Source organism: Methanobrevibacter sp., from assembly GCF_051877095.1.
In the GTDB taxonomy this organism is placed as follows: Archaea; Methanobacteriota; Methanobacteria; order Methanobacteriales; family Methanobacteriaceae; genus Methanocatella.
Genome location: NZ_JBJEIO010000009.1, coordinates 97185 through 121665 on the forward strand (window position 1 = coordinate 97185; position 24481 = coordinate 121665).

Below are 24481 nucleotides of genomic sequence, written 5' to 3' on the forward strand. Positions count from 1 at the left end.
TTTTAACAAAGCCAATTTTTTTTTAAAACGGTGTAACCATGAAAAGAAATCCAATTGACCAATTTATGAAAGATCCAGACAATAAAGCTAAGTTATTTATTTGGATGACACGTGCAATGATTATAACCACTTTTATGATTACAATTGGAGTTATATTATTTATTATACATCTAGTCGGTGTATTTTAGCTTTTTTATTTATTATTTCACTAGCTAATTCTACTTTTTCAAATAATTTTTCACAATCTTTGTCACTGTCGATTATGGTGAGTAAAGGTTCTGATTTTTCAGTTATAGATCCAATGTGAGGCAAGTCATAAATGTTGTTTAAATCTATTTTTTGATATTGCATCCTTGTTGGTGAGTAGATAATTTTTTTATAGGAATAACATTTTGGCTTTGGAATATCAACGATTTCACCTTTGCATGATTTAATATGGGCATCAAGCATATTTATTCCAAGAGTTTTTTCTACACATTCAAAAGTACCTTGGAGTCTTGGGTTAATTTCAATAACATATAATCCATTTTCATTAAGGATATAATCAACACCGTTTGAACCAAGGAGATTGAACTTAACTGCTAAATTCTCTGAAGTTTCATTCATATTTTTAACTATATTATCTATTCCTTTGATATCTGACATTATTGACTTATCTGTTAATGGTAAGATATTTCCAACATATATGAAATTGTCTTTTTTTCCAAAATCATTCATAGTAAGTAATCTTGAGTTTATTATTGTTTTTGCAGCATTTCCTGTGGATAATAATGATGAACTCACATTAATCCCAGTAACATATTCTTGCATCATGAACTCTCCCCTATTAAATTGCAAATCACTTGCATTATCTAATAGAGTTATGTTATATCCTCCACTTCCTTTAACAGGTTTTAAAATAAATTGATTATTAGGATAATTTTTATTAATTTCAATAGCTTCATCTATATCAGATAATCTAAAAGTCATAGGAGTTAAGAATTCATTTTTTATTTTTTTAAAGAATTTAAATTTGTCTTCAATATCTGAAACATCTGTGGTTCCTAAGATTTTCTTTTGATATTTTTTAGGAAAATCATTTGGTGATACACCAGAAATAGGAATGATATAATCAACTTCATCAATATAATCTTTTGAGAATTCTAAAATATTCATTTCATTGAATTGATCTTCAAAAACACCACAACTCTCTCCAGACTGTTCATTTAAAATAATCTTTTGATTTTTAATGGTTGGAGTATCTGATGTTGAAAAATAACTAGTGGAAAATAGTTCAAAATTAAGTTGGAGTGCACTATTAATCATACTTCTTGTATCAATTCCAATAAGTAATAATTTTTCCATAAAATATCAAGTAAAAAAAAGTTTTTTAAGAGTAATAGTCCCGAGCGGAGTCGAACCGCCGTCTCCGGGTCCAAAGCCTAGAAGGATTACCACTACCCTACGGGACTATATTGTAGTATATACAACATTTAATATATTTTTATTAAGTAATATTTATATCTTTTGGTTACTTTTACCTTTTTTAAAATTTATCATTTTCTTCATGCCGATAAAATGAAAACTAAAATTAAAAAATTAATAACTTGATTATTTATTTGTTAATTTTTGATAAAATAAACATTTTTCATGCCACATACATTTAAAACAAATTTCAGAAATAGATTCTTTTGTATTGAAAATAGTATTAATTTCTTCAAACAATTCAACAGAATTATATTCTTTTTTATCTAAATGTTTTAATACCTCATTGTCCATGAAAACAATTCTTTCATTTTGTATTTTATCTATACACACATTGTTTTTTAAATTTGGACAATCTTTACAAATATCATCAGGGGTGTTTGTTAATTGGATAATTGTATCTGGGGATTTTCTTTTTAAATTAACATTTGTTAGATTTTTTGTAAATTTTTCATCATACCCATAGCCCTGAAAACCTTTAAGGCATAACAGGTGATGTCCTCTTAAAATAAGTTTCATTATAATCAATAAAAATGAAAAAAGAAAGGTTTAATAACCTTTTATTCTTTTGGTAAAAATACTTTGGAAACAGATGCTGCACCTAGGATTTTTACAATATCTCCAAGGATAAATGGTACAAGACCCATCATTAAAAGCTCAAAAATACCAACGGTTGCACCTTGAGTTAAATTTAACCATAATGCAAGACCTAATAATCCTGGAATGTAAATTAATGTGAAGTTTATAACACCAATTACAGTTGCCATTTTTTTGAAACTACGAGCTTCAACATATTTTTCAGTTATTGCTCCAATAACATAAGATGCAATAACAAATCCAATAAAGAATCCCCCGGTTGATCCAAGTAGTATGTCTAATCCTCCGGTCATTCCTCCAAACCATGGAATAAATGCTGCACCTAAAACAATATATAAAATCTGACTTAAGCATCCATATTTTTTACCTAAAAACAGACCAGAACATAATACTGCAAATGTTTGAGCAGTAACTGGGACAGGAGTCCATGGTAAAGGAATAATAATTTGTGCCATTATGCCTGTGAAACATGCCATTAATAATGATAAGAGTAATTTAGTTGCTGTATTAGCATCCTGAATTCTTTCAAAAACATTTTTTCTAATATTATAATAGTTTTGCATTTCAATATTCATTTTATCCCTCCAAATTCAAAAAAAGAGAATTATTTAATTCTCAATTTAGTTAATAGTTATAATTTTAACGTTATGTGGTTTTTTAACTATATTTACTGATTTAAATGCGACTAATTTTTCAATGCCTTTTTCTGAAGCTGCATCAACTAATCTTTGGCTGATAACACCATCAAATATTACAGCATTAGCAGTTCCTTCTATGTTTTTAATTTCTTCATAGATATTTTCCACTTCAACTTCTTTAGTCATATTTAATGCTTCATCTAAGATAGCTCCAACGCCAGTTCCTTCAAATTCTCTAAGCATGTCTTTCATTAAACTTACTTCATCATCTTCAATAACTGGTTCTTCTTCAATGCGTGGTTCTTCATTACGACGGTTATTGTTGTATTTTTGTTTTTTATCATGCTTATTATTGTTTCTATTATTGTTACGATTCTTACCACTTTCTTTTTTAGGATTGTCGTTTAGAATATTAGTAGTAGCAAGGAATTGTGCAGTAGGGACTTTGTCTCTGAGTGCAATTAAAACTTCATCTTTTTCTAAATCTTCAACTTCTTTTCCTTTAGGAGCACGAGTAATAAAGTCGACTTCACCAATTTGTAAAAGTTCTTTTAAGATGAGTTCTCCACCTCTATCACCATCAACAAATGCAGTGGTAGTTCTTTTTTTACTTAATTCTCCAATGGACTGAGGTACACTTACACCTTCAACAGCAACTGTGTTTTTAATACCATATTTAAGTAAGTTTAAAACATCGCTACGTCCTTCCACTACAATAATTGCATCGGATGAATGGATTGCAGGTCCAGCAGGTAAACGATCTTCACCATATTCAGAGATTTCATGAACTCTCATTGCTTCTCTGACTTCTTCAATCATTTTAATACTTGTAGGGCCAACGCTTTCAACCATGTTTTTGTAAATTTCTTTTGCACGGTTAACAACTTGTTCTCTTTTAACTGCTCTTACATCTTCAACTTTAATAGTTTGAATTTCAGCTTCACAAGGACCTACACGATTAATTGTTTCGAGAGATGCTGCAAGGATGGCAGTTTCAACTCTATCTAAACTGGATGGGATTACAATTTCTCCTTTTGCTCTTCCACTGTTAGAACGAATGTTAACTTGAATTCTTCCAATTCTTCCAGTTCTTTGTAATTCTCTTAAATCTAAATCATTACTGAGTAATCCTTCAGTTTGCCCAAATACAGCACCAACAACATCAGGTTTTTCAACAATACCATTAGCAGTAATTTGAGCGTGAATTAAATATTTTGTTGTAGTTAATTCTTCACCTTTTCCCATTCTTAAGCCTCCTGAGCTTATTATTCGGGATAATTTATGTAATTCTAAGTTATTCGATAAATTTGCATAAATTATACGATAATTATATTCATCAGTCTTAAAGACCTATTATACACTAAAAAAGAGTTTATATACGTAGTGGAGTCATTATTAAGGTTTTACTATCTAAAATAATTAATAATCTTTGATTGTTTTTTTATATAATATTATATTTCCTTAATAATCTTGTTTCTCCTGTTTTTTTGTAATAAATTAATAATGAATTTAATAATAATGATATGTAAATTAACTCTATTGAGTATATAATAATATAAGTATTTCTTAAAAATACTACATTATTATTTATTAGTAAAACTAATATATAAAGTGTATTATATCGAAGGGAATTGGTGAAGTTATGTCAATTAGTCCAAATGATTTATTAAATAAAAATAAAAATTTGAACAAACGTATAGAAATTAGTAAAATTTGTTTAGATAATGTCACAATTAATGATTTAAAATTTACTGGAGACAACTATGAAGAATATATTAATTTATATTCTCTTTTAGAGAATGTATCTGCATGTCAAGTTTCAGATGCTTATAATGGAATTTCAAGAAGATCTGGAGTTATTCAAAAAATAAAACCAATTAATAATCAGAAAGTATTTGGTAGAATCTTTACAGCAGAAACTACTAGTGATGATTGGGGAACTTCTGCAATGGCAATTGACGCTGCTAATGATGGAGATATATTATTCTTTAAAGTTGATAGTGAAGATAAAGCTATTTGGGGAGAACTTGCTTCAACTTGCGCTCGTGACAATGGGATTAAAGCAACAGTAATTTATGGGTCTGTACGTGATTTAGATGCTTTATTATATATGGATTATCCAGTATTCGCATCAAATTATTGTCCTAATGCGGGATCTGCTTTAGGTTTAGGTAGCTTAAATGAACAATTGGACATTGATGGATTTAAAATTAACTCTGGGGATTTTTTCATTGGAGATGAATCCGGTATTGTTGTAATTCCACAGGAAATGTTTGCAAAAACAATGGTAGCTTCATTAGGTGTTAAAATTAAAGAGTCTATGATTATTGATGAAATTACAAGTGGTAGTACTTTATCTCAAATCGTTGGTCTTGGAAAAAAATAGTTAAACATTTAAATAAAATTCAATATTTATATATAAATATATCGATAACTTTATATACTACCTCTTTATTATATATAACTGAAACAGATTTGATTTTATGAAATTATTAGGTAAAAGTTTGCATATTGCAAATTCAGGAAAATTAATAGCTAGAACAACTAAGACACCGTCACCTGGAGCTATAGTATTTGATAGTAATAAAAAGAAAATTGGTAAAGTAGGTTATGTTTTTGGACCTACTGCGAACCCTTATGTTTCAATTAGATTATTTAAACAGGCAAATAGGGGAGAAATTGAGAAAAACTGTGGCGAAAAATTATTTGTATCAAAGCCAAAATCCAAAAAGAATAGAAAAAGGAGGATGAAATCACGCCAAAAGAAACCACAACACAAAAAGTAGATGAAATTCCAAGAAGAGGAAGACGTGGAAGAAGAGCTCAAATGGCTAAAGCACAAGAAGATGGACCTAAAGAACCAACAGTATGTCCTGAATGCGGATCAACAGAATTAATTGGTGATTATGAAAGGGCTGAAGTTGTATGTTCTCATTGTGGATTAGTTATTGATGAAAATCTTGTGGATATGGGTCCTGAATGGAGAGCATTTGACCATGAACAAAGGGACAAACGTACAAGAGTTGGTGCTCCAATTACTTACACTATTCACGATAAAGGTCTAAGTACCATGATTGATTGGAGAAACAAAGACATCTATGGACGTGACATTCCTGCAAGGAACAGAGCACAATGGTACAGATTAAGAAAATGGCAAAGGAAAATTAGAATTTCTGGAGCTACTGAGAGAAACTTAGCATTTGCATTAAGTGAACTTGATCGTGATTCTTCAAGATTAGGACTTCCAAGAAGTGTAAGAGAAGCTGCAAGTGTAGTATACAGAAGCGCAGTAGATAATAAATTGATTAGGGGAAGAAGTATTGAAGGAGTAGTGGCTGCATCATTATATGCTGCATGTAGACGTTGTAATGTTCCACGTACTTTAGATGAAATTGCTGAAGTATCTAGAGTAACTAAAAAAGAAGTAGGTCGTACATACAGGTTCTTAACTCGTGAGTTAAATATTAAATTACCACCAACTTCTCCAGTAGATTATGTTCCTAGATTTGCATCAGAACTTGGACTTTCTGGTGAAGCACAATCTAAAGCTATTGAAATTATTGAAAAAGCAATGGAAAAAGGATTGACTTCAGGAAGAGGACCAACTGGTGTAGCAGCTGCAGCATTATATATTGCATCAGTTTTACTTGGAGATAGAAAAACTCAAAGAGATGTAGCTGAAATTGCTGGTGTTACTGAAGTAACTATCAGAAATAGGTATAAAGAGCTTACAGAACAATTAGAAATGGGTGTTACTTTATAGTTACCTTACTAATTTATTTAGGTTAATTTGAGCGTTATATTCAATGCTCTATTAATCTTGCTTTTTTTTATTGAATTTTAATATCTTTGTTAGTTATATTAAAAAAGAGAAGAGTTTATAATAAAATATATTTTTCTTATTTTCGTATATTTTTATTAAAGTAGGATTTTTTAGTTAATCCTAGTGTATTTGACTTATTTATGATTAAATGATAGGGTATTTATTTTCAATGGTTAGATTATTTAATCTATATCTATGACATATATTATTTCAAAGTCATTAGAACAAACCGTCTAATTAATGCATTCAAAGTGTATTTATTATAAAACTTTACATTAGACTTAATATCACAGTATTAATCTAATTTATCAACTATTTCTTCTCCAATACTTGTAAGTCGATATAAACGCCCTTTTCTTGCTTTTTCATTAATGCATTCAGCCATTCCAGTTTCTTTTAATTCGCGAAGGACTTTGGAAATATGATTTGGAAGTATTTCAGCTTCTTTCGCAATTTGAGTTGGTGTTTTAACATCATCTTTAAGAACTTTCATTGTTCTAGAACGATATGAGCTAATATTCGCATATGCAAATTTTTTCAATGTTTCATCATCCATAATTATTCCTCCTTTAAAAGTTTTCTACATAGTTTAATAACTTGTTTTTAATATATAAAATTAATTTAATATTTAGGTTATATCTGTATTGATGGGTTAGTAGAATTATTTCTTTTACTATTAGTATTGGGATGATTATTTTGAATATTTTTCAATTCTATATTTTAATTCACGTATAATTCCATCATTGTTTGTCTTTTTGACATTTTTTAGTTTTTCTTGATATTTTGGAAGTCTTGATAAGAATTTTTGAACTTTTGGAGCATTCATGATTTCATGATATTCTCCATAGCCTAATTTTTGAACGTAAAATCCATTTAATGTTTGTTCAAAGTTTCCAATTGCTGGAACTGAATAAATTGGTTTTTTGAGATATATTGCTTCTGAAATAAATGTAAATCCACCATTACAAATAACTGCTTTAGATGATGCTAAATCATCGTAGAAAACATCTTCATTAAACTCTTTATATGTTAAGTTACCTTCTGTCTCATTTTTATTAAATCCATAAACAATAAATTTTTCATTATTAAGAGATTTTAATTTACGAACGAGTTTTCCACTTTCTTTACTTGTTTGATAAACGATTACATGATCTCCTTGGGTAGGAGTTAATTTTAAAATATCTTCACGTATAATTGGAGGATAAATTATAGCATTCTTTTTAGGTCTTATTTTAGGATAAAAGAAGCTTGTAAGAATATGTACTTTTGGTTTCACAACATATGTTTTAATTACTCCTTTTGCTTTAACCATTTCAACATATTTGTCTTTTGGGTAATCAATTTTAGTTTGAGTAATCATGTGAATGTTGTCTAAACTAATTAAAGGAATATTAAGGAGTTTAGAAACCATTGTTGCATATATTTCAAAATCAGTTACAATAATATCTGGCTTAAGTTCTCTTGCTTTTTTATATAAATTGTCATACCCTGTTTTTATATTACTTGGATTTCTTTTTAAAGCATTTGCAAGGGTTTTCATATTATTTACTTTATTGTTAATGTAGACTGTGTTAAAACCACCGATTTTATAAACATTGTCAAATTTAGATTTTAAGTATTCGTAAGCTCGGTCACTTGAGAATAAATAAACATCATATTCATCTTTAATCCTATCAACGATTACTCCAGTTCTTATTGCATGACCCATTCCTTCACCGCAAACACAATAAAATACTCTTTTTTTATTTCTTTTAGGTTTTAACTGGGATTTAATTTTATTAACTTTTTCTTTTGATTCTTCATAAGTTTCTTTAATGTCGTTAATAGTTTCTATTCTTTTTTCAAGATTTGGCATTTTAGATTCACTAATTTTAGCATGGCCATGATCGAATGTATAATTTAGCTCATTAATATCAGTTCTTTTACCTAAAAAATCATTAACAGTACTTCTACCATATTGTTTAATTAATGTAGTAATTCCTTCTTCTTCAAGTCTTCTTGTTGAAACGCCAATTTTTGCTTTTCTTAAAACTTTGAATTTTTCTTTTTTAGCTAATCTTTCAATATAATCAGTATCTTCACCAAATGTTAGTGATTCATCAAATCCATTGCATTCTTCGTGTAATTTTTTTTTTGCAATGATTCCGTAACATCCAGCACCGTGGGGTTTGATGTTTTCAACACTAATCATAAAGAAATTTGCAAAATCATGGTACAATTTATCTTCAACTTTATTTGAAAGGGGTTCCATACGGGTTATAGCTATTCCAAGTCTTTCCATTTTAAATTCATAAATAACATCTCTTAGATAATCATCTGTTAATTTTAAGTCTGAATCGAGAAAGAGTAGAATATCTCCTTTTGCAACATTAGCACCACTATTTCTTCCCACACCTGGCATTCCTCCATCTACTATTGTACAACCATATTCTTCAGCTATTTCTCTTGTTCTATCAGTTGAATTTGCATCAGCTACAATAATCTCATAATCATCAAAATTTTGTTTTTTTATACTGTCTAAGAGAATTGGGAGGTACTCTTCTTCATTGTAAGTGGGTATAATAATGCTTAAAATCATATGTTAAGGTTTATTTTTTAAATTAATAAAGTTTTATTAAAAAATAAGATTTTAACTTTTAGTAAATAAATTTCATTCATTGAATGTTTGTTTCTTTTAAAGATTTTAAAAGTTATTTAATGCTTTTAAAAAGGATTACTTCACTATTTTTGAGTTTTCAATATATTAATAGGATTACAATGGGAATTATTATATTGATGAGCTTTATTCATTCTCTTCTTTTCTACTTAACATCATCATTGAAATGATGTTTAATATGAATCCACAAGACATTAAAAGTGTTGGAATTTCAGAGTAAAATATTAATCCGAATATTAGTGCGGCAATTGGTTCTACTCCAGATAACAATATTGAGACTATTCCTGAATCCACATAATCTAAACTTAGAGTTGAGAAAATGTAAGGAAGAGCAAATGGTAATGTTGAGTGCATTATTAAGAATATTATAACTAAAATTGGATTTATTGAAATGAAATTTGTAATTTGTTCAAAATTTGTAAATGGGAGCAATCCTATTGAAATAAATGTAATTGAGTAAAGGAGAATTGTAAAAGTATGATTTCCTTTTTTCATTGATTTTTTGGAAGCTATTAAGTAAATTGCCCAAAAGATTCCTGAACCAATACCTGCGATGATTCCATAAACTGGAAGATTATTTAAATTTATTTCTAAAACTCCAGTCATTAATATACATCCAAAAATAGCTAATGTCATACAAATTAATTTTTTACTTGTTATTTTTTCTTTAAATGCAAAATATGCTATTATAATGACATAAATTGGAGCAAGTGATAATAATACTGCGGCTAATGAAAGTGGAATATTTCCCATAGATTCATTATAACATAAATTAAGTCCTACAATGGATATTCCACAAACTAAAAATAGTGGGATGTCCCTTAAATCTATTTTAAATAAATTCTTATCGGTTAATAAAATGGCTATAATTATTGGAATGATTGCTATTGAAAATCTTAAAAAAAGAAGTGTTGTTGAATTAATTCCATTTGCCATTAATGTTCGAACAAATACTCCACCGGATCCAAACATTACTCCGGCAAGAATTGGTAAAATAAAATAGATTTTTTTCATAAATTTTAATTGAATTTAGATATATAAAACTTTATCTAAAAACTAAAATTTTTTATAATACAATTTAAATATATATTAATTTAGATATAATTAATTTTATTCGGTGTATTCATGTTTGATTCAATTTCTAAATATTCTTCGGGTATAATAGTTTGTTTGATTATCGCTATTCCCTCCTTATTTTTGGGGAATTTATTCCCAGTTATTGGAGGTCCAATTATTGCAATTGTATTAGGAATGCTGATTGCACTTGTATGGCATAATAAAGAGAAATGTGATGAAGGAATAAGTTTCACATCTAAATATGTCTTGCAGGCTGCTGTTGTTCTTTTAGGATTTGGGTTGAACTTAAATGTAATTTTATTAACTGGAATCCAATCCCTTCCAATTATCATTGCAACAATTTCTGTTGCTTTGGTCGTTGCTTTCATTATGCAAAAAATCTTGAATATTGAAGAGAAATCTGCAATATTGATTGGTGTTGGTTCATCAATTTGTGGAGGATCAGCAATCGCTGCAACTGCACCTGTAATCAATGCAGATGAAGAGCAAGTTGCACAGTCAATTTCAGTAATCTTTTTCTTCAATGTTATTGCAGCAATTGTTTTCCCTTTTTTAGGAAAGATTATTGGATTTTCAACAGTCAATGCAGAACCTTTTGCACTGTTTGCAGGGACCGCAATTAATGATACCTCATCTGTAACTGCAGCTGCTGCTACTTGGGATAATATGTGGGGACTTGGAAGTGAGACTCTTGATAAAGCAAGTACAGTTAAATTAACACGTACATTAGCAATTATTCCAATTACTTTAGCATTATCTATTTTTACTTCAAAAAAAGAGGAGTATAAAGGTGGAGAGTTTTCATTAAGAAGAGCATTTCCAATGTTTATTTTATATTTTGTAATAGCTTCAATTATTACAACAGTTGCTATAAGTTTTGGTGTAGATGCAAATGTATTTTTACCATTTAAAGAGTTAAGTAAATTCTTTATTATATTAGCTATGGCAGCTATTGGTTTACATACTGATATTGTTAAATTAGTTAAATCTGGAACAAAACCAATAATTCTCGGAGCTACCTGTTGGATTGCAATTATTATTGTAAGTATTGTACTTCAATTTGCTTTAGGAATAATTTAAAGTTATAAATAGGAATATATGTTCCATGAAACTGTATAATACTCACAGGAATTATTTAATGGTATTTTTAAATCATTGAGTAATTCCATTTCATTATAACTGGAATCTACGTGGTAGGTTTCATTGTTTATTTTTTTAATTGGAATATCTCCAAAATCAACATTATCTGATATGCCCTCTATTTCTACAGTATAATAATCTGGTTCTGCACCTGCAAAAGCAACACTAAATCTTAAAGCTACTACAATAAGGATTACTAAGATGGGTAATATTCTATTAAATATGTATCTTGCTTCACTTAATCCAATATTTCGATAGGGAGGTTGGATTGCTTCATTATCTTTTAATAATTTTTTATTTTTCATGATGGTTCCTACATGTAAGTTTAAGTAATAACCATTTCTATAAATAAGCCATAATCCTAGAATTCCAACAAGGGATGGTGTTGCCCAAAGCCCACCATCAAATAATCCAATAAGTAGACTACTTGAAAATAGTGCAACTAAAAAATTTGTAACCCAGGGTCTTTTTTGATTTGCTAAAACAAGGGTAATGAATAATATTGGAATTATTAGAATTATCAAAAAACTAATACTTGGAATATATGAATATAAACCAACGGCAGTATTAATGTCACTTTGGATAAAAGGTCCAATAATTTTAGTTAAAACTTCACCTAAAATGGATTTTAATAAGTGAGTATGTAGAATGCTTGTGGAAGTCATTGTGTTTGACATGGAGCAAAATACACTGTTAAGTTTGATTCCCATTTGTAATCTAAAAATAATTTCTAGGAGATTGCCTAAAATGAGTAAGATACATCCAAGAACTATTGATATTTTTAAATATTTTGTTACATCAACTTTTTTAGGTATTACTTGTGATAAAATTAAAAATAATCCTAAAAGACAAAATAACATAATGTCTTTTCCTTTTGAGGATCCCATTAAAATGATATAGGTTATTGGTCGTATGATTGGATTTAATATGTCGGATACAAATATGAATCCTCCAAGTAATATGAATAGGAATCCAACTATGATAGTTTTATTAAGTTTCATTACCAATAATTTAATATTAATACTTTAAATAAGTGATGTTATGTTTACGGTTGGATATTTCATAGGTTTAATTTTAATCGGGATATGTGCGGGTTTTGCATCAGGACTTTTGGGAGTTGGTGGTGGTTTCTTAATAACTCCACTTCAATATTTCCTATTAAAATATATTGGTGTTGCACCTGATCTTGCTATTCTTATTTCTTTTGGGACAAGCCTTGCAATTATTATTCCAACATCAATTAGTGGTGCATATAGGCATACACAATCAATGGATAATATTTTAAAACCAGGGATTCAATTGGGTGTTTTTGGAATAGTTGGTGGTTTTATAGGAGGATTGGTTGCAGTTGCACTTCCTGTAAAAGTATTAGAGATAATATTCGGTATTTTATTGTTGTTCATTACTTTCAATAATATTGTCAATATTAATAAAGAAAGGCAAAATGCTAAATTTTCATTCAACTGGGTGAATATAGGTATTATTGGATTGCTTGTTGGATTTTCATCTGGACTTTTAGGAGTTGGAGGAGGAGTATTTTTAATAGCTATTTTAACAGCATTTTTAGGATTTTCAATGATTGAAGCAATAGGAACTTCTTCAATATTTATTAGCTTAACTGCAATTGGAGGATTTTTATCTTACATGATTTCTGGTTGGGGAGTAAGTACATTTCCATATTCAATAGGTTATATAAGTATTATTAACTTAGTTTTGATTGGATGTTTTTCAGTACCTATGGCATCAATTGGTGCTAAAATGGCACATAAAGTTCCTCAAAAAAAGTTAAAAATAATCTTTTCAATAGTAATTTTATACATGGCATTAAAGATGTTAGGAATATTACCTTAAGGTGATTTTATGTCTGATAATAGAAAAATTGGAGAAAATTTTGATGCAGGTAAAGCAGAAGATATTTTTGATAAACTTAAAAACATAAAAGGCAAGGCAAAACCTAAAAAGGATAGTAAATTTAAGAATATTTCTTACGATAGAGAAATAAATAATTAATCTTCCTTGTTTTCGATATGTTGGGTTGTCTTTTTTAAAGTAAAACAAAAATGCTCCGAATACTAAACCTGCTATCGGAATCATTAATGCTACGAGGTATCCAATAATTGATACAATCATTTCTTTATCCATATGCTCACCTTTTATTTAATATACACTCCCATTCCCATTGCACTTATTTGGTAGCTGTCACCACCAAGTCCAATTAAGTTGTACTGAATATCTAAATTAATAACGCCATTTCCACCAGCAGCTTTTATTTTATTAGTTAATTCAATTAGACATTCATCTTTTCCAGTTTTCAATATTCTTAATTTGTGGGTTTCTCGCTCTTTTAGATTTAAATCCAATAGTTCAGGTTCTTTTTCCAAAATTACGGTTGATTGAAATTGACCTAAATTAATAATTTGCTTATCAGGAACATCGGTACTAGTTATAAAAATAAAATTTAAGCTATTAATTAATTGATTATTTCCAAGTTCATCATAAGATCCAATAATTCTAGGTTTTTCTTCAACAAATGGTTTTTTGAGAATGTATTTGTATACTATACGTTTTATTTTGATATATATATTTGTTATTACATTTTTAACAAATCTTAAAATGTAAAAAACTGCTCCAATTAAGATAACAAGTAATATATAATTGATTAGTGTAGGAAAAGCAGCCTGTAATATTATAGTGCTTATTCCTAATGTGAGAAAATTTGGACCGAATGTAGGATTTACTAAAATAAAGCTGTAAAAGGTGGTAATTGCAAAAATAATAAATGCACTTATAGCACCAGTGTCTGTATTAATCATTTTTCGTGCAAGCATTGTTTCAGCATATCCTGCAAGCAACGGTCCAAAGACTAATCCGAAATTCCAGCCAAAAACTTCTATATGTAAGTATAAGAATACTATATAAACTATGATACCTATTAAAGTACCAAAAGTTATGCATATGATTCTCTCTCGTAAGTTTTCAGGTTTTTTTGGTACTTTAAATTTCATTTTATTCACATTTTACAGCAGTGCCATAAGCGGTTACAAGAATTGTATTTCCCATTGTACCACCGAGATTATCGTAAGATATTTTAAGTCCAATTATGGCATTTGCACCTAAATTTTCAGCTTTTTCTTCCATACTTTTAAGAGCAATATCCCTTGCTTTTTTTAATTCTTCTTCATATTTTGAAGTTCTTCCACCTACAACGTCACGAACACCTGAAAATAAGTCTTTATAAATATTTGCTCCAATGAGAGATTCGCCAGTAACTAATCCTTTATATTCGACTACTTTTTTAGTGACGAGAGTATTTGAAGATGTTAAAATCATTTTATCCCTATTTCATGAAGGTCATAATCGCCCAAACTATTAAGAATATTGCAATTACTACGTATAAAATAAGTCTACTTCTTTTAGTTTGTGCTAATCTTGCATCCCAGACTTTTTGACAATCTGGTGAGCATACAAGTTCATTTAATGGAATTGGTGTTCCACATATTGGACAATGTTTATGAGGTTCTACTGCCATTTTTTTCATCTCCTTATATTTTAAAAAATTTTTTAGTATTTTTACTGACTTGGTCTCCAAGTTCTTCTGCATCTATTTCCATGTAATGTGCAATTGTTTTGAGGATGTGAGGTAAATATTTTGGTTCATTTCTATTTTTCTTAGGTTTAAATTCGAAGTTTTTTGGTATTAAAAACGGTGCATCTGTTTCAATCATTAGTTTTTCAGGAGGAATTGCACTTACTGCTTCTTGAAGGTCTTTTCCTCTTTTCATATCACAAATCCATCCAGTAACACCAATATAACATCCTAAATCAATGTAGTTTTCTGCTTCTTGTTTTGTTCCAGTAAAACAGTGCACTACTGATTTTTCAATAATATTATCATGTCTTTTTAATATGTTGTATAAATCTTCATGTGCTTCTCTTTCATGCATAAATAAAGGTAAATCTATCTTTTCAGCAACTTCTATTTGAGCTTCAAACCATTTTCTTTGTACATCCTGTGGTGAAAAGTTTCTATTATAATCAAGACCACATTCACCAATAGCTACAACACAATCATTTTTAGCTATTTTTTCAAGTTCAAACATTGTATTCTCATTGCATGTTTTAGCATCATGTGGATGAACGCCTGATGTTGAAAATAAAGTCCCAGGATATTTTGAAGCATATTGAGCAGCCATTTGGCTTGAATCTACATTAGTTCCTGTTATGATGAATTGGTTAACACCTACTTTTTTTGCTTCTTCAATAATCTCAATTCTGTCTTTTTTAAATGAAGAATGCATTAAGTTTAAGCCAATATCAACAAGATTATCCACTAAATCACCTATTCGTTAATGACTCTTGTTCCTACATTTTCTCCGTTAACTGCTTTGATTAAGTTTTCTGGTTTAAAACCGTTTGTAATAACAGTTTCTAAATCAGATCTTTTAATCATTTGAACAGCTGTGGTGTCAAAAAATTCGTAAGTTCCAGCTTTAACATCTTTACCACTTAAAAAGTCTAGTAAATCAGTTGCTGTAATTTCAGGGACAAGTTCTGCATCATCAAATTTATTAGGATCTTTTGTATACATTCCATCCACGGAAGTTAAGTTAATGAGTTTATCTGCTTGAATGTATTCTGCTAAGATTGCAGATACTGCATCTGTACTGTGTGCAGGTTCAGTTCCACCCATTACAATAATTTTTCCAGTAGCTGAGAATTCTAAGGCTTCTTGGAAATTGTGTGGCACTCTTTGGTATGCTGTATCACCAAGTGCAGATAACATTAATTTAGCATTAACTCTTGTTACTTCAATTCCAATATCGTCGCATTGTGCTTCACTAGCACCTAAATCACGAACAATATTAATATATTCTCTAGCAGGTTTTCCACCACCTACAACAACGAATAATTCATGTTCTGTTGCTAAATCTTTTAAAATAGCACTGTATTCTTTGAATTTTTCAGAGTCATATTCCTTAAGTAAAATTGATCCTCCAATTGCAATTACAATTTTCATATATTCACCTTAGTTATAGTGTATCTTTTAATTATTATTTAAATTTTAATAAGTATTAGATAAATAACTATTGATAATGAATTTACAAAAACAAATTTACATTAGAAAATCTTGTCGTGACTATTTAGATGAAACTATTGATATGGATTTGATTCATAATTTTATGGAGTCTGTCAATCCTCTTATTGATGAAATTAATTATCATTATGAAATTTTAACACGTGATGAAGTTAATGTTCGTAATCGTTGGTCTGCTCCTTATTATTTAGCAGTATATTCTGAGAAAAAAGAGAATTATTTAATGAATGTTGGTTTTATTTTCCAGCAACTTTGTTTATATCTTCAAAGTAGGGGTATTGGAACTTGTTGGGTTGGATTAGATGTTCCTAAGAATAAAACTTCTGAATTTGTGATTCCAATATCTTTTGGTCGTTCTGATGATATAACAAGAGAATTATCTAAATTTAAAAGAAAGGAGTTATCTGAAATATCTGATTTTGAAGATGAAAAATTAATTCCTGCACAACTTGCTCCATCAGCTATTAATTCACAGCCATGGTATTTTAAACATGTAAATGATGGTTTTGATGTTTATCAAGTAAAACAGAATATTCTAAAACGTCAAATTATTGAAAAATTGAATATGATTGATATGGGAATAGCTTTAGCTCATATGTATTTATCTAATATGGATACTTTTGAATTTAAAATTAAAACTAGTTTTGATGATCTTAAAGGTTATACTTATATTGGAAGTATTAAAATTTAAAAAAAGAAAAGGATAATTGAGGATTTATGCATCCTCTGAGTTTAATCCTTTGAAAACTCCACCTGCAATAATTGCACCGATTATTGGTGCTACAATAAATACCCAAACTTGTTGGAGTGCTTGTCCACCAATGAATAAAGCAGGTGCTATACTACGTGCTGGGTTAACAGATGTTCCAGTTAATGGGATTCCCATAATATGTACGAATGCAAGGGTTAAACCAATAACTATACCTGCAACTGTAGCGTTTTCTGTTTTTTTAGTAACACCAAGGACGGTAAATACAAATACAAATGTTAAGATTATCTCAACAATTAATGCACCAGTAACATTTAAACCTACACTTGATGCAGCTCCAAATCCATTTTGACCAAGTCCTGTAGCAAGATATCCTCCAAGGCTTGGAGCAGAGTTGATTATGATAGCTAAAAGACTAATACCAATAATTGCACCAATACATTGGAATATGATGTAGATAACTAAATCTTGTGTTTTTAATCTTCCATCAATCCACATACCGATTGAAACAGCAGGGTTGATGTGACATCCAGAGATGTCTCCAATTACATATGCCATAGCAACAATTGATAAACCAAATGCTAGAGCAATACCGAGTGTTCCTAGCACGGAACCGGCAATAGCTGCACTTCCACAACCGAATAAAACGAGAACCATTGTTCCAATTAATTCTGATATATATCTCTTCATAAAAATTCCTCAGTTTATTTTTTTGATTCATTTAATAAAAATTTTTTTATTTTCTAAACCTTCTAATTCTTTTTATAAGCAAGTATACAAGGAATAATACGAATAATATTAATATAAATGGGAATATATGTAATAATATTGAATCATTCACTTTATCGAAGTGATATTCACTTTCAAAGCCCATATGGCTTGTATCGGTATGATTTTGAACTATTTTTGCGAAATTATATGTTAAATCATAATAACTTATATGAGCTCCTTCATACTCTATTGAATCTGGTGCCTTTCCATTAGCATCCATATAATTTTTAACGATTCCTCCCATTTTGAAATAATCGTAAATGCTATAGGTATCTCTAGTTAAAAATGAAATTCCTAATGGATTATCTGGTTCATCATAACTTTTAGGAATGTCAATTCCATCACCGTTGAGGTAGGAACTGGTTTGATAAAGCAATTGTGGGGTGGAATATGAACCATATGGTCCTTTCATTTCTTTATCTCCACCTTCAACAAGCATTTTACTTGCATCTGCCATTCCTTTTGGTGATAGTTTATTTTTTACAATCAATGTATCGCTTAGCTCTTTTGAGCTATTATCATGATTATTAACAATATTAACTATTTTTTCTGCTATATCACGGTTCATTTCCTCATCGTATCTATCTAAATGACCATTTTTATCAATATTGTCAGGATGATCTTTAGCAAGTTGGATATATTGTATTCCAGCATTGTTAAGGAATGTTCCAGGGTCACGTAATCCTGCAAGGGATTCATTTGAATAATTATCATCCCATGCTCTTCTTAAGAAACTAGAATGATTATCTAAATCAAAGTCGCCAGTATTTATAAAAATAATCTGTTTATTTCCAGTAGTTGTTGCAGATGCAAGTTGTATGTAATTTCCAGCATCTGATGCAGCTAAATCAATACTCACATCACTTGTTACGTTTATTGATCGCCAACCTTCTCCAGGTCCTGGAGCTTCATTATCGACGATTACTTGAATTTCACCATTACTTATTTCTTCAACGTAATTCTTAATAGAATTCAGCATCTTTGTGTCAGTTTCTTTATCTATTAAATTATCTGATGTAATGAATGCGGTTTTTGATGCACACACTCCTTGCACAATTGGTGCTGCTATTAACAGAATCATTAATATTATTGCAATTTGTTTTTTCATTATTTCAATCCCTACATTAAGTAATAGTTATTTATCAACTTTATCAATAAAATATTTTTTTAAGATACTTTTAAAATATTTCTATTTAAATCTAATATTTTTTGATTATATTAATTTTAAGTCGTTTATAAGAGAATATTTAAATAAATTAGAGTTTAATAGATTTTTTGAGGATTTAAAGAGATTATCTTTTATTTTCAGTTAAATTTTGGATTGATTTAAAAAAGGATATTTCTTTTTATTAAATTGAATAATAATTTTTGATTTTGGCATTAAATTTGATTTAAAATTTTTTGTGTAAGGTAGTTAATTTATAATTCACTTTTAAATCAGGGTTATTTTTTTAAAATTTAGTAATGTGATTTGTCATTTTTAAAGAAGGACTTAAAATAAGGAGTTTAATTGCTGATTAATAGCTTTTGTTAATTAATAGTGGTAATGTCCTCGATTGAGGTTATACGATGTTAAGCAAAAAGATAAATATTGGCAAACATTTTCTCATCTCACTAATCTTTCTGTGTCTAATGTTTACTTCTCTTGGAGTTAACATGGAGCAGTCATATGCTGTGGATGTAAATGAAAGTTGTGATGATGAATTGGATGTAGATAGTGAAGATAAATTAGAAAATTCTCATGAAAGTAAAAGTTTAGATGATAATCAGGAAAATCAAATATTGCAGTCAAAAGTAATTTCAGTAAATGGAGGTACGTTTAAAGATATTCAAAATGCTATAGATAATGCAAATGCAGGTGATACAATAGATCTAAGAGGTACTTTTGTTTCAAAGGGTGATGATACTATTTTGTTAAAAAAGAATCTGACAATTACTTCAACATCTAAAGCTACATTAGATGGTGGAAACTCAACAATAATTTTAAGAGTATTTACAGGAGCTTCTGGGTCTACATTGTCAAATTTAAAATTTGTAAATGGATATACAAATACGAAAGGTGGTGCTATCGTAGTTTCAGCTAAATATGTTACATTTGATAAGTGTGTTTTTGAAAATAATTATGCAATGTTAAGTTCTGGAGTGATACATACTCCGAATAATGCAATATCTGCAAAAGGTATGGTAGTTAAAAATTGTAATTTTACAAATAATGGTGCTGGAATTGCAGCTGGTGCTTTGGGGATATTTGGAACGGATTTCTTAATTGATAATTGTATTTTCAATTCAAACTATGTTAAGGGAGATGGAGAATGTTTCGGAGGTGCTATTCAGATTGGTTTAGATATTGAGCCTTCTTATGGTGATGTTAAAAATTGTATATTTGTAAATAATAAGGCGATATCCTCTTCTGGATTAGGTCATGCAGGAGCAGGATGTGTTAGAAATGGTTCATCCTATTGCAATTGTATATTTATTAATAATAGTGCTGATTGGGGTGCTGCTTTAACATACCATGCATCTGGTAATTTAGATAATTGTAGTTTAATTAATAACACTGCTACAAAATATGGTGGTGCTGTGGCTATTATGTTGAATTATTTGGATAGTATGAATTTAAATATTACAAATAGTATTTTTAAAGGGAATAAAGCTCCATTAGGTGGTGCTGTTAAATTAGATGGATTTAATATAAAAATTGAAGAGTCTATATTTGAGGATAATTGTGCATCTGAATATGGTGGTGCTGTTAATATTAATGCAACTAATGTTAAAATCATAAATTCTAAATTTAACAGAAATATTGCGAATATTAATGGTGGTGCGATATTTATTGAAGGTAAAGACACAGAAATTAGAAATTCTAAATTTATAGCAAATGAAGCAATACCTAGAATTAATAAATTAAATGATGGATTAGGTGGAGCTATTTATGTAAATAGTATAAAAGTATTAGCTCATAATAATGAATTTAAATTAAATACAGCAAGAAATGGTAGTGCAATTTACTTTGATAAGGATGGTGTTGAATTTAAATTAGTTAATAATACATTATATCAAAATCAAGCTTGGGTTTACAATTTACCAATTTCTGCTCATGATATTTATTATGGGGAGTCAGAAAACATCAAATCAGTAATTTATGGTGGGAATAATATTGCAGATTTTGATAATTTAAATGTATCAAATGCAATTTATAATGCAGCTAGTAATAGTAAAATTGAAATTGATGGAGAACATCCAGTTTCAGGAGCAACTACAAGTGGAGAATTATACCAAGATGATCGTGAATATAATGTGAAAGTATTAGTGACAGTAATACATGAAGATGGAACTATTGTTTATAATAATTCTTTAAACACAGATTATTTAGGTGCAGTATCTGTTAATTTAGATAATTTAAAACTTGGAAAGTATTATGTTACTGCAAAACACTTTGAAGATAATTACTACAAGTCAATCACTAATACAACAGTATTTAATGTTATTCCAAAAACTGATAATAAAATCTCAAAGGAGAGTAATGTTACTTCTGCTAATTATGGGGATACAGTTATTTGGACTTTAAATATTACAAATAATGGACCAAATGATTCAACAGGTATTGTTGTAACTGATGTGCTTTGTGAAGGATTAATGTGGTTAAGTGATGATAGTAATGGAACATATGATCCAAAAATTGGTGTTTTAACAATAGACTTTTTAAAAGTTGGTGAAAGTTTGGTTGTAAATATTGTAACCAAGGTAACTGCAACTGGAAAAATCGTAAATGGAGCTAATGTCACTGGTAGGGAATATGATATTAATTTAGATAATAATTATGATAAAGCAGAGATTGATGTTCCTCCTGCTGTTGATTTAGTTGTAGTTAAAGTTGCTAATATTACTAATCCTGCTTATGGTGATTTGGTTGAATGGACTTTAATTGTTTCTAATTTTGGTCCTGATGTGGCTCATGATGTAAAAGTAACGGATATACTTTCAGATTCATTAATTTGGATTAGTGATGATTCTAATAAAGCATATAATCTAAAAACTGGAATTTGGAGTATAGGAACTTTAGATGTGGGTGATTCAATTGAAATTAACATTATTACACAAGTTAATCAGACTGGAAACATTACAAATAGTGCAGTAGTAACTGCTCGTGAAAATGATACGGATTTATGCAATAATGAGGTTAATGAAACTATTTTGGTCAATAAATTCGGAGATTTAACTATTTTAAAAATAGTTAATGTAACGGAGGTTAATTATGGCGAATTAGTTAAATGGACTTTAATAGCTTCTAATAATGGTCCAGATAATGTAACAGGTATTATTGTTCAAGATATTCTTCCTAAAGGATTAGTGCTTATTAATTATACAGCAAGTAAAGGATTTTATGATGATGGAGTATGGCTGGTATGTTGTCTTGAAAAAGGTGAAATTGAAACTTTAGAATTAATTTGTAAGGTTAATAAAACAGGAACAATTACAAATCTTGCTAATATTTCTGGAGTTGAATATGATCCTAATTTAGATAACAATGTGGACAATGAGTCTATTGTTGTTCCATTAGCATCTGATATTTCTGTTATAAAACAAGTTAATACTGAATATCCTCACTTTGGAGATATTATAACTTGGATTATTGAAGTTACAAATAATGGTCCAGATAGAGCAAGCAATGTAAGAGTAACTGATAAATTACCAGAAGGTTTAAGGTTTAAAGAATACATTTCAAGTCGTGGAATTTATCAAAATGGTGTTTGGAGCCTAGATTATTTGGATGTAGGTGATAGAGAATATTTAAATATAAGTTGTTATGTTGACCAATTAGGTGTTATTGTAAATAATGTATCTGCAATAGCAAATGAATACGATATTAATGAGTCAAATAATCATGATGATGAGTTAATTGATGTATTGCCTATTTCAGATATTTCAATTGAAAAATTTGCTAATGTTTCAATAGCTAATTATAAAGATTTAGTAAAATGGACATTAATTGTTTTAAATAATGGACCGAATGATGCAACTGATGTTGTTGTTGAAGATATTTTGCCAAAGTCTTTAAAATTTATTAGCTCAAATGGTGATTATGAAGATGGTATTTGGTATGTTGGTAATTTAGGTGTTGGGCAGTCTAAGACATTAAAAATTGTCACAAAAGTTATTAAAACAGGAGACATTACTAATGTAGCTACAGTATATTGTAGTGAAGATCTTGATTTGTCAAATAATGAAGCTAGGGATACAGTTCATATTAATCCTGCAGCGGACTTATCAATTACTAAAACAGTTTCTAAATATATGTATGGTGTTGGACAAGTAATTACTTATAAAATTAAATTAGTTAATAATGGTCCTGATGATGCATTTAATGTTAAAGTTAATGAGAAATTTGATAAATCTTTAAGATTGAAGTCATTTAAACATTCTACTGGTGTGTTTGACCCTTTAGGTAATATTTGGTCAATAGCTAAACTTACTACTTGTGGCGAAGAAGAATTATGCATTGAATTTGAAGCAATGTGTGAAGGAATCTTTAAAAACACTGTATGTGTCGTAAGTGATACTTTTGATAATGATTTGAGTAATAATCATGATTCTGTTTTAGTTAAAATTATTAATAGTACTTCAAATGAAGTTATGAAAAATATAACTGGTGATTTTACTAAAAATAATATTGTTAAAGCTAAAAGTATTAAACAATCAATTCATGGTCTTGGAAAAAATCCTACAGGAAATTTTATGGAACTATTGGGTATTTCTATCATTGTTTCGATGATTTTGGGAAGTAATGATATTTTTAGAAAACGCTAAATTTAAAGTAGCTTTTAAGCTACTTTTTATTATTTTTTTTAAACGGTTTTTCAAATTTAAGCAAGTATCAAAATTATTACTTTTACGATTGATAATTTTATATATTGAGTATATAAATAGCAATATTGTGCTTCTTTTCTTTAATTTAAACAAAACTTTTAAATAAGACTTATGATAAATATAGTATTACATATTGATAGGATGCTATTTTTTATAAAAAAACATTTAATGATTCAATATTTTTAATAAAACACAAGAGGTGTAATTATGTCTGAAGAAGAAATGATTGAAGAAACTTCTGAAGAATTAATGGATGATGAAGAAAAATTACCTTTCGCTAAAGCAGAAGTTGTTCGTTTAATGAAAGAAAATCTCGATGATGACAAAATGATTAGAGAAAGAGTAAAAGTAGAAATGAACAAATTTTTAGGTGATGTTTTAAAAAATGTATGTAAACAATTAAACGATTATCCCTACACTACTATTGAATACGAAATGCTTAAAGAATCTACTTATCCTTACACTAACATTGAAAGGATTAATCAAGAAAAAGAAAGGATTCTATTACATTTAGAAGCTATTAAAGCAGATTGTAATGCATTAGCTATGGATGTACAAAAAACATTAAAATTAAAAGATGTTGTAGAAGAAAATGAGTTTAGCTTCTTAAAATCAGATGAAGAAGACGAAGAAGAATAATTCT

The 24481-nt window shown here is 28.9% G+C and carries 25 protein-coding genes and 1 tRNA gene; 10 read left to right on the plus strand and 16 right to left on the minus strand.

From position 1 onward, the window contains the following. Positions 1-38 precede the first annotated feature (38 nt). Positions 39-188 carry a hypothetical protein gene (locus tag ACI389_RS06430; protein ID WP_439780710.1) on the plus strand — a complete coding sequence of 50 codons (150 nt, stop codon included), beginning with the start codon at positions 39-41 and terminating at the stop codon, positions 186-188. On the opposite strand, the gene ACI389_RS06435 is transcribed toward ACI389_RS06430, so the two are convergent. From ACI389_RS06435 to dnaG, 5 genes are all read right to left on the minus strand, one after another. Next, positions 163-1344 (minus strand): ATP-grasp domain-containing protein, encoded by a 1182-nt coding sequence (locus tag ACI389_RS06435; RefSeq protein ID WP_439780711.1) that lies wholly within the window; start codon positions 1342-1344, stop codon positions 163-165. The two genes, ACI389_RS06430 and ACI389_RS06435, sit on opposite strands and share 26 nt — an antisense overlap. A gap of 35 nt (positions 1345-1379) precedes the next feature. Further along, positions 1380-1451 (minus strand) — tRNA-Gln (locus tag ACI389_RS06440). 139 nt (positions 1452-1590) lie between these two features. Then, a complete protein-coding gene (locus ACI389_RS06445; protein WP_432645820.1) occupies positions 1591-1983 on the minus strand; it encodes a DUF1284 domain-containing protein in 393 nt (130 codons plus the stop codon). A 41-nt stretch (positions 1984-2024) separates the two neighbouring features. Beyond that, on the minus strand, positions 2025-2630 hold the full coding sequence (locus ACI389_RS06450; protein WP_439780745.1) for a biotin transporter BioY: 606 nt from the start codon (positions 2628-2630) through the stop codon (positions 2025-2027). Between the two features lie 51 nt (positions 2631-2681). Then, positions 2682-3944 (minus strand): DNA primase DnaG, encoded by a 1263-nt coding sequence (gene dnaG, locus ACI389_RS06455; RefSeq protein ID WP_432645821.1) that lies wholly within the window; start codon positions 3942-3944, stop codon positions 2682-2684. 397 nt (positions 3945-4341) lie between these two features. On the opposite strand from dnaG, the gene ACI389_RS06460 reads away from it, so the two are divergent. The 3 genes from ACI389_RS06460 to ACI389_RS06470 all read left to right on the plus strand — a co-directional run bounded on the left by ACI389_RS06460 (position 4342) and on the right by ACI389_RS06470 (position 6462). Then, a complete protein-coding gene (locus tag ACI389_RS06460) occupies positions 4342-5085 on the plus strand; it encodes an RraA family protein (RefSeq protein ID WP_439780712.1) in 744 nt (247 codons plus the stop codon). Between the two features lie 97 nt (positions 5086-5182). After that, the gene (locus ACI389_RS06465; protein ID WP_439780713.1) at positions 5183-5485 is read left to right on the plus strand and encodes a Gar1/Naf1 family protein; all 303 of its coding nucleotides are present in this window, start codon (positions 5183-5185) and stop codon (positions 5483-5485) included. A 41-nt stretch (positions 5486-5526) separates the two neighbouring features. After that, positions 5527-6462, plus strand: coding sequence for a transcription initiation factor IIB (locus ACI389_RS06470; protein WP_439780714.1), 936 nt, complete (start codon positions 5527-5529; stop codon positions 6460-6462). A 355-nt stretch (positions 6463-6817) separates the two neighbouring features. On the opposite strand, the gene ACI389_RS06475 is transcribed toward ACI389_RS06470, so the two are convergent. The 3 genes from ACI389_RS06475 to ACI389_RS06485 all read right to left on the minus strand — a co-directional run bounded on the left by ACI389_RS06475 (position 6818) and on the right by ACI389_RS06485 (position 10192). Beyond that, positions 6818-7078, minus strand: coding sequence for a transcriptional regulator (locus ACI389_RS06475; protein WP_439780715.1), 261 nt, complete (start codon positions 7076-7078; stop codon positions 6818-6820). Positions 7079-7213: 135 nt separating this feature from the next. Beyond that, complete coding sequence (locus ACI389_RS06480) at positions 7214-9100, minus strand: MJ1255/VC2487 family glycosyltransferase (protein WP_439780716.1); 1887 nt, start codon at positions 9098-9100, stop codon at positions 7214-7216. 204 nt (positions 9101-9304) lie between these two features. After that, entirely contained in the window at positions 9305-10192 is an 888-nt protein-coding gene (locus tag ACI389_RS06485) for a DMT family transporter (protein WP_439780717.1), read from the minus strand. Positions 10193-10303: 111 nt separating this feature from the next. On the opposite strand from ACI389_RS06485, the gene ACI389_RS06490 reads away from it, so the two are divergent. Further along, positions 10304-11335, plus strand: coding sequence for a YeiH family protein (locus ACI389_RS06490; protein WP_439780718.1), 1032 nt, complete (start codon positions 10304-10306; stop codon positions 11333-11335). A gap of 2 nt (positions 11336-11337) precedes the next feature. On the opposite strand, the gene ACI389_RS06495 is transcribed toward ACI389_RS06490, so the two are convergent. Then, positions 11338-12396, minus strand: a complete 1059-nt coding sequence (locus tag ACI389_RS06495) for a hypothetical protein (protein WP_439780719.1) — start codon at positions 12394-12396, stop codon at positions 11338-11340. Between the two features lie 40 nt (positions 12397-12436). On the opposite strand from ACI389_RS06495, the gene ACI389_RS06500 reads away from it, so the two are divergent. Together ACI389_RS06500 and ACI389_RS06505 are read left to right on the plus strand one after the other, a co-directional pair. Continuing rightward, complete coding sequence (locus ACI389_RS06500; RefSeq protein WP_439780720.1) at positions 12437-13246, plus strand: sulfite exporter TauE/SafE family protein; 810 nt, start codon at positions 12437-12439, stop codon at positions 13244-13246. A 9-nt stretch (positions 13247-13255) separates the two neighbouring features. Next, positions 13256-13405: a hypothetical protein gene (locus ACI389_RS06505; protein ID WP_439780721.1), complete on the plus strand. Its 150-nt coding sequence runs from the start codon at positions 13256-13258 to the stop codon at positions 13403-13405. 143 nt (positions 13406-13548) lie between these two features. On the opposite strand, the gene ACI389_RS06510 is transcribed toward ACI389_RS06505, so the two are convergent. From ACI389_RS06510 to pyrH, 5 genes are read right to left on the minus strand one after another with little or no spacing between them, the layout of a single operon-like run. Then, positions 13549-14400 carry a hypothetical protein gene (locus tag ACI389_RS06510; RefSeq protein ID WP_439780722.1) on the minus strand — a complete coding sequence of 284 codons (852 nt, stop codon included), beginning with the start codon at positions 14398-14400 and terminating at the stop codon, positions 13549-13551. A gap of 1 nt (position 14401) precedes the next feature. After that, complete coding sequence (locus ACI389_RS06515) at positions 14402-14725, minus strand: heavy metal-binding domain-containing protein (protein WP_439780723.1); 324 nt, start codon at positions 14723-14725, stop codon at positions 14402-14404. Between the two features lie 7 nt (positions 14726-14732). Further along, the gene (locus tag ACI389_RS06520; protein WP_439780724.1) at positions 14733-14924 is read right to left on the minus strand and encodes a DUF2116 family Zn-ribbon domain-containing protein; all 192 of its coding nucleotides are present in this window, start codon (positions 14922-14924) and stop codon (positions 14733-14735) included. 13 nt (positions 14925-14937) lie between these two features. Beyond that, positions 14938-15726 (minus strand): TatD family hydrolase, encoded by a 789-nt coding sequence (locus ACI389_RS06525; RefSeq protein WP_439780725.1) that lies wholly within the window; start codon positions 15724-15726, stop codon positions 14938-14940. Between the two features lie 8 nt (positions 15727-15734). Beyond that, a complete protein-coding gene (gene pyrH, locus ACI389_RS06530; protein ID WP_439780726.1) occupies positions 15735-16412 on the minus strand; it encodes a UMP kinase in 678 nt (225 codons plus the stop codon). A 76-nt stretch (positions 16413-16488) separates the two neighbouring features. Between pyrH and ACI389_RS06535 the strand changes: the two genes are divergently transcribed. Beyond that, on the plus strand, positions 16489-17181 hold the full coding sequence (locus tag ACI389_RS06535) for a nitroreductase family protein (protein WP_439780727.1): 693 nt from the start codon (positions 16489-16491) through the stop codon (positions 17179-17181). A 24-nt stretch (positions 17182-17205) separates the two neighbouring features. Here the strand turns inward: ACI389_RS06535 and ACI389_RS06540 are convergent, their stop codons facing one another. Both ACI389_RS06540 and ACI389_RS06545 read right to left on the minus strand, forming a co-directional pair. Next, complete coding sequence (locus ACI389_RS06540; protein WP_439780728.1) at positions 17206-17889, minus strand: MIP family channel protein; 684 nt, start codon at positions 17887-17889, stop codon at positions 17206-17208. A 46-nt stretch (positions 17890-17935) separates the two neighbouring features. Then, positions 17936-19078: an adhesin gene (locus tag ACI389_RS06545; RefSeq protein ID WP_439780729.1), complete on the minus strand. Its 1143-nt coding sequence runs from the start codon at positions 19076-19078 to the stop codon at positions 17936-17938. A gap of 548 nt (positions 19079-19626) precedes the next feature. On the opposite strand from ACI389_RS06545, the gene ACI389_RS06550 reads away from it, so the two are divergent. Continuing rightward, entirely contained in the window at positions 19627-23778 is a 4152-nt protein-coding gene (locus ACI389_RS06550; protein ID WP_439780730.1) for a DUF11 domain-containing protein, read from the plus strand. Positions 23779-24045: 267 nt separating this feature from the next. Next, the gene (locus ACI389_RS06555; RefSeq protein WP_439780731.1) at positions 24046-24477 is read left to right on the plus strand and encodes a hypothetical protein; all 432 of its coding nucleotides are present in this window, start codon (positions 24046-24048) and stop codon (positions 24475-24477) included. The last annotated feature ends 4 nt before the right edge of the window (positions 24478-24481 follow it).

Coding starts and splice junctions, on each gene's coding strand:
- ACI389_RS06505 (WP_439780721.1), top strand. CDS start 13,256: ATGTCTGATAATAGAAAAATTGGAGAAAATTTTGATGCAGGTAAAGCA.
- ACI389_RS06520 (WP_439780724.1), bottom strand. CDS start 14,924: ATGGCAGTAGAACCTCATAAACATTGTCCAATATGTGGAACACCAATT.
- ACI389_RS06485 (WP_439780717.1), bottom strand. CDS start 10,192: ATGAAAAAAATCTATTTTATTTTACCAATTCTTGCCGGAGTAATGTTT.
- ACI389_RS06500 (WP_439780720.1), top strand. CDS start 12,437: ATGTTTACGGTTGGATATTTCATAGGTTTAATTTTAATCGGGATATGT.
- ACI389_RS06435 (WP_439780711.1), bottom strand. CDS start 1,344: ATGGAAAAATTATTACTTATTGGAATTGATACAAGAAGTATGATTAAT.
- ACI389_RS06475 (WP_439780715.1), bottom strand. CDS start 7,078: ATGGATGATGAAACATTGAAAAAATTTGCATATGCGAATATTAGCTCA.
- dnaG (WP_432645821.1), bottom strand. CDS start 3,944: ATGGGAAAAGGTGAAGAATTAACTACAACAAAATATTTAATTCACGCT.
- ACI389_RS06460 (WP_439780712.1), top strand. CDS start 4,342: ATGTCAATTAGTCCAAATGATTTATTAAATAAAAATAAAAATTTGAAC.
- ACI389_RS06515 (WP_439780723.1), bottom strand. CDS start 14,725: ATGATTTTAACATCTTCAAATACTCTCGTCACTAAAAAAGTAGTCGAA.
- pyrH (WP_439780726.1), bottom strand. CDS start 16,412: ATGAAAATTGTAATTGCAATTGGAGGATCAATTTTACTTAAGGAATAT.
- ACI389_RS06480 (WP_439780716.1), bottom strand. CDS start 9,100: ATGATTTTAAGCATTATTATACCCACTTACAATGAAGAAGAGTACCTC.
- ACI389_RS06535 (WP_439780727.1), top strand. CDS start 16,489: ATGAATTTACAAAAACAAATTTACATTAGAAAATCTTGTCGTGACTAT.
- ACI389_RS06510 (WP_439780722.1), bottom strand. CDS start 14,400: ATGAAATTTAAAGTACCAAAAAAACCTGAAAACTTACGAGAGAGAATC.
- ACI389_RS06490 (WP_439780718.1), top strand. CDS start 10,304: ATGTTTGATTCAATTTCTAAATATTCTTCGGGTATAATAGTTTGTTTG.
- ACI389_RS06470 (WP_439780714.1), top strand. CDS start 5,527: ATGGCTAAAGCACAAGAAGATGGACCTAAAGAACCAACAGTATGTCCT.
- ACI389_RS06445 (WP_432645820.1), bottom strand. CDS start 1,983: ATGAAACTTATTTTAAGAGGACATCACCTGTTATGCCTTAAAGGTTTT.
- ACI389_RS06540 (WP_439780728.1), bottom strand. CDS start 17,889: ATGAAGAGATATATATCAGAATTAATTGGAACAATGGTTCTCGTTTTA.
- ACI389_RS06465 (WP_439780713.1), top strand. CDS start 5,183: ATGAAATTATTAGGTAAAAGTTTGCATATTGCAAATTCAGGAAAATTA.
- ACI389_RS06545 (WP_439780729.1), bottom strand. CDS start 19,078: ATGAAAAAACAAATTGCAATAATATTAATGATTCTGTTAATAGCAGCA.
- ACI389_RS06495 (WP_439780719.1), bottom strand. CDS start 12,396: ATGAAACTTAATAAAACTATCATAGTTGGATTCCTATTCATATTACTT.
- ACI389_RS06555 (WP_439780731.1), top strand. CDS start 24,046: ATGTCTGAAGAAGAAATGATTGAAGAAACTTCTGAAGAATTAATGGAT.
- ACI389_RS06430 (WP_439780710.1), top strand. CDS start 39: ATGAAAAGAAATCCAATTGACCAATTTATGAAAGATCCAGACAATAAA.
- ACI389_RS06550 (WP_439780730.1), top strand. CDS start 19,627: ATGGAGCAGTCATATGCTGTGGATGTAAATGAAAGTTGTGATGATGAA.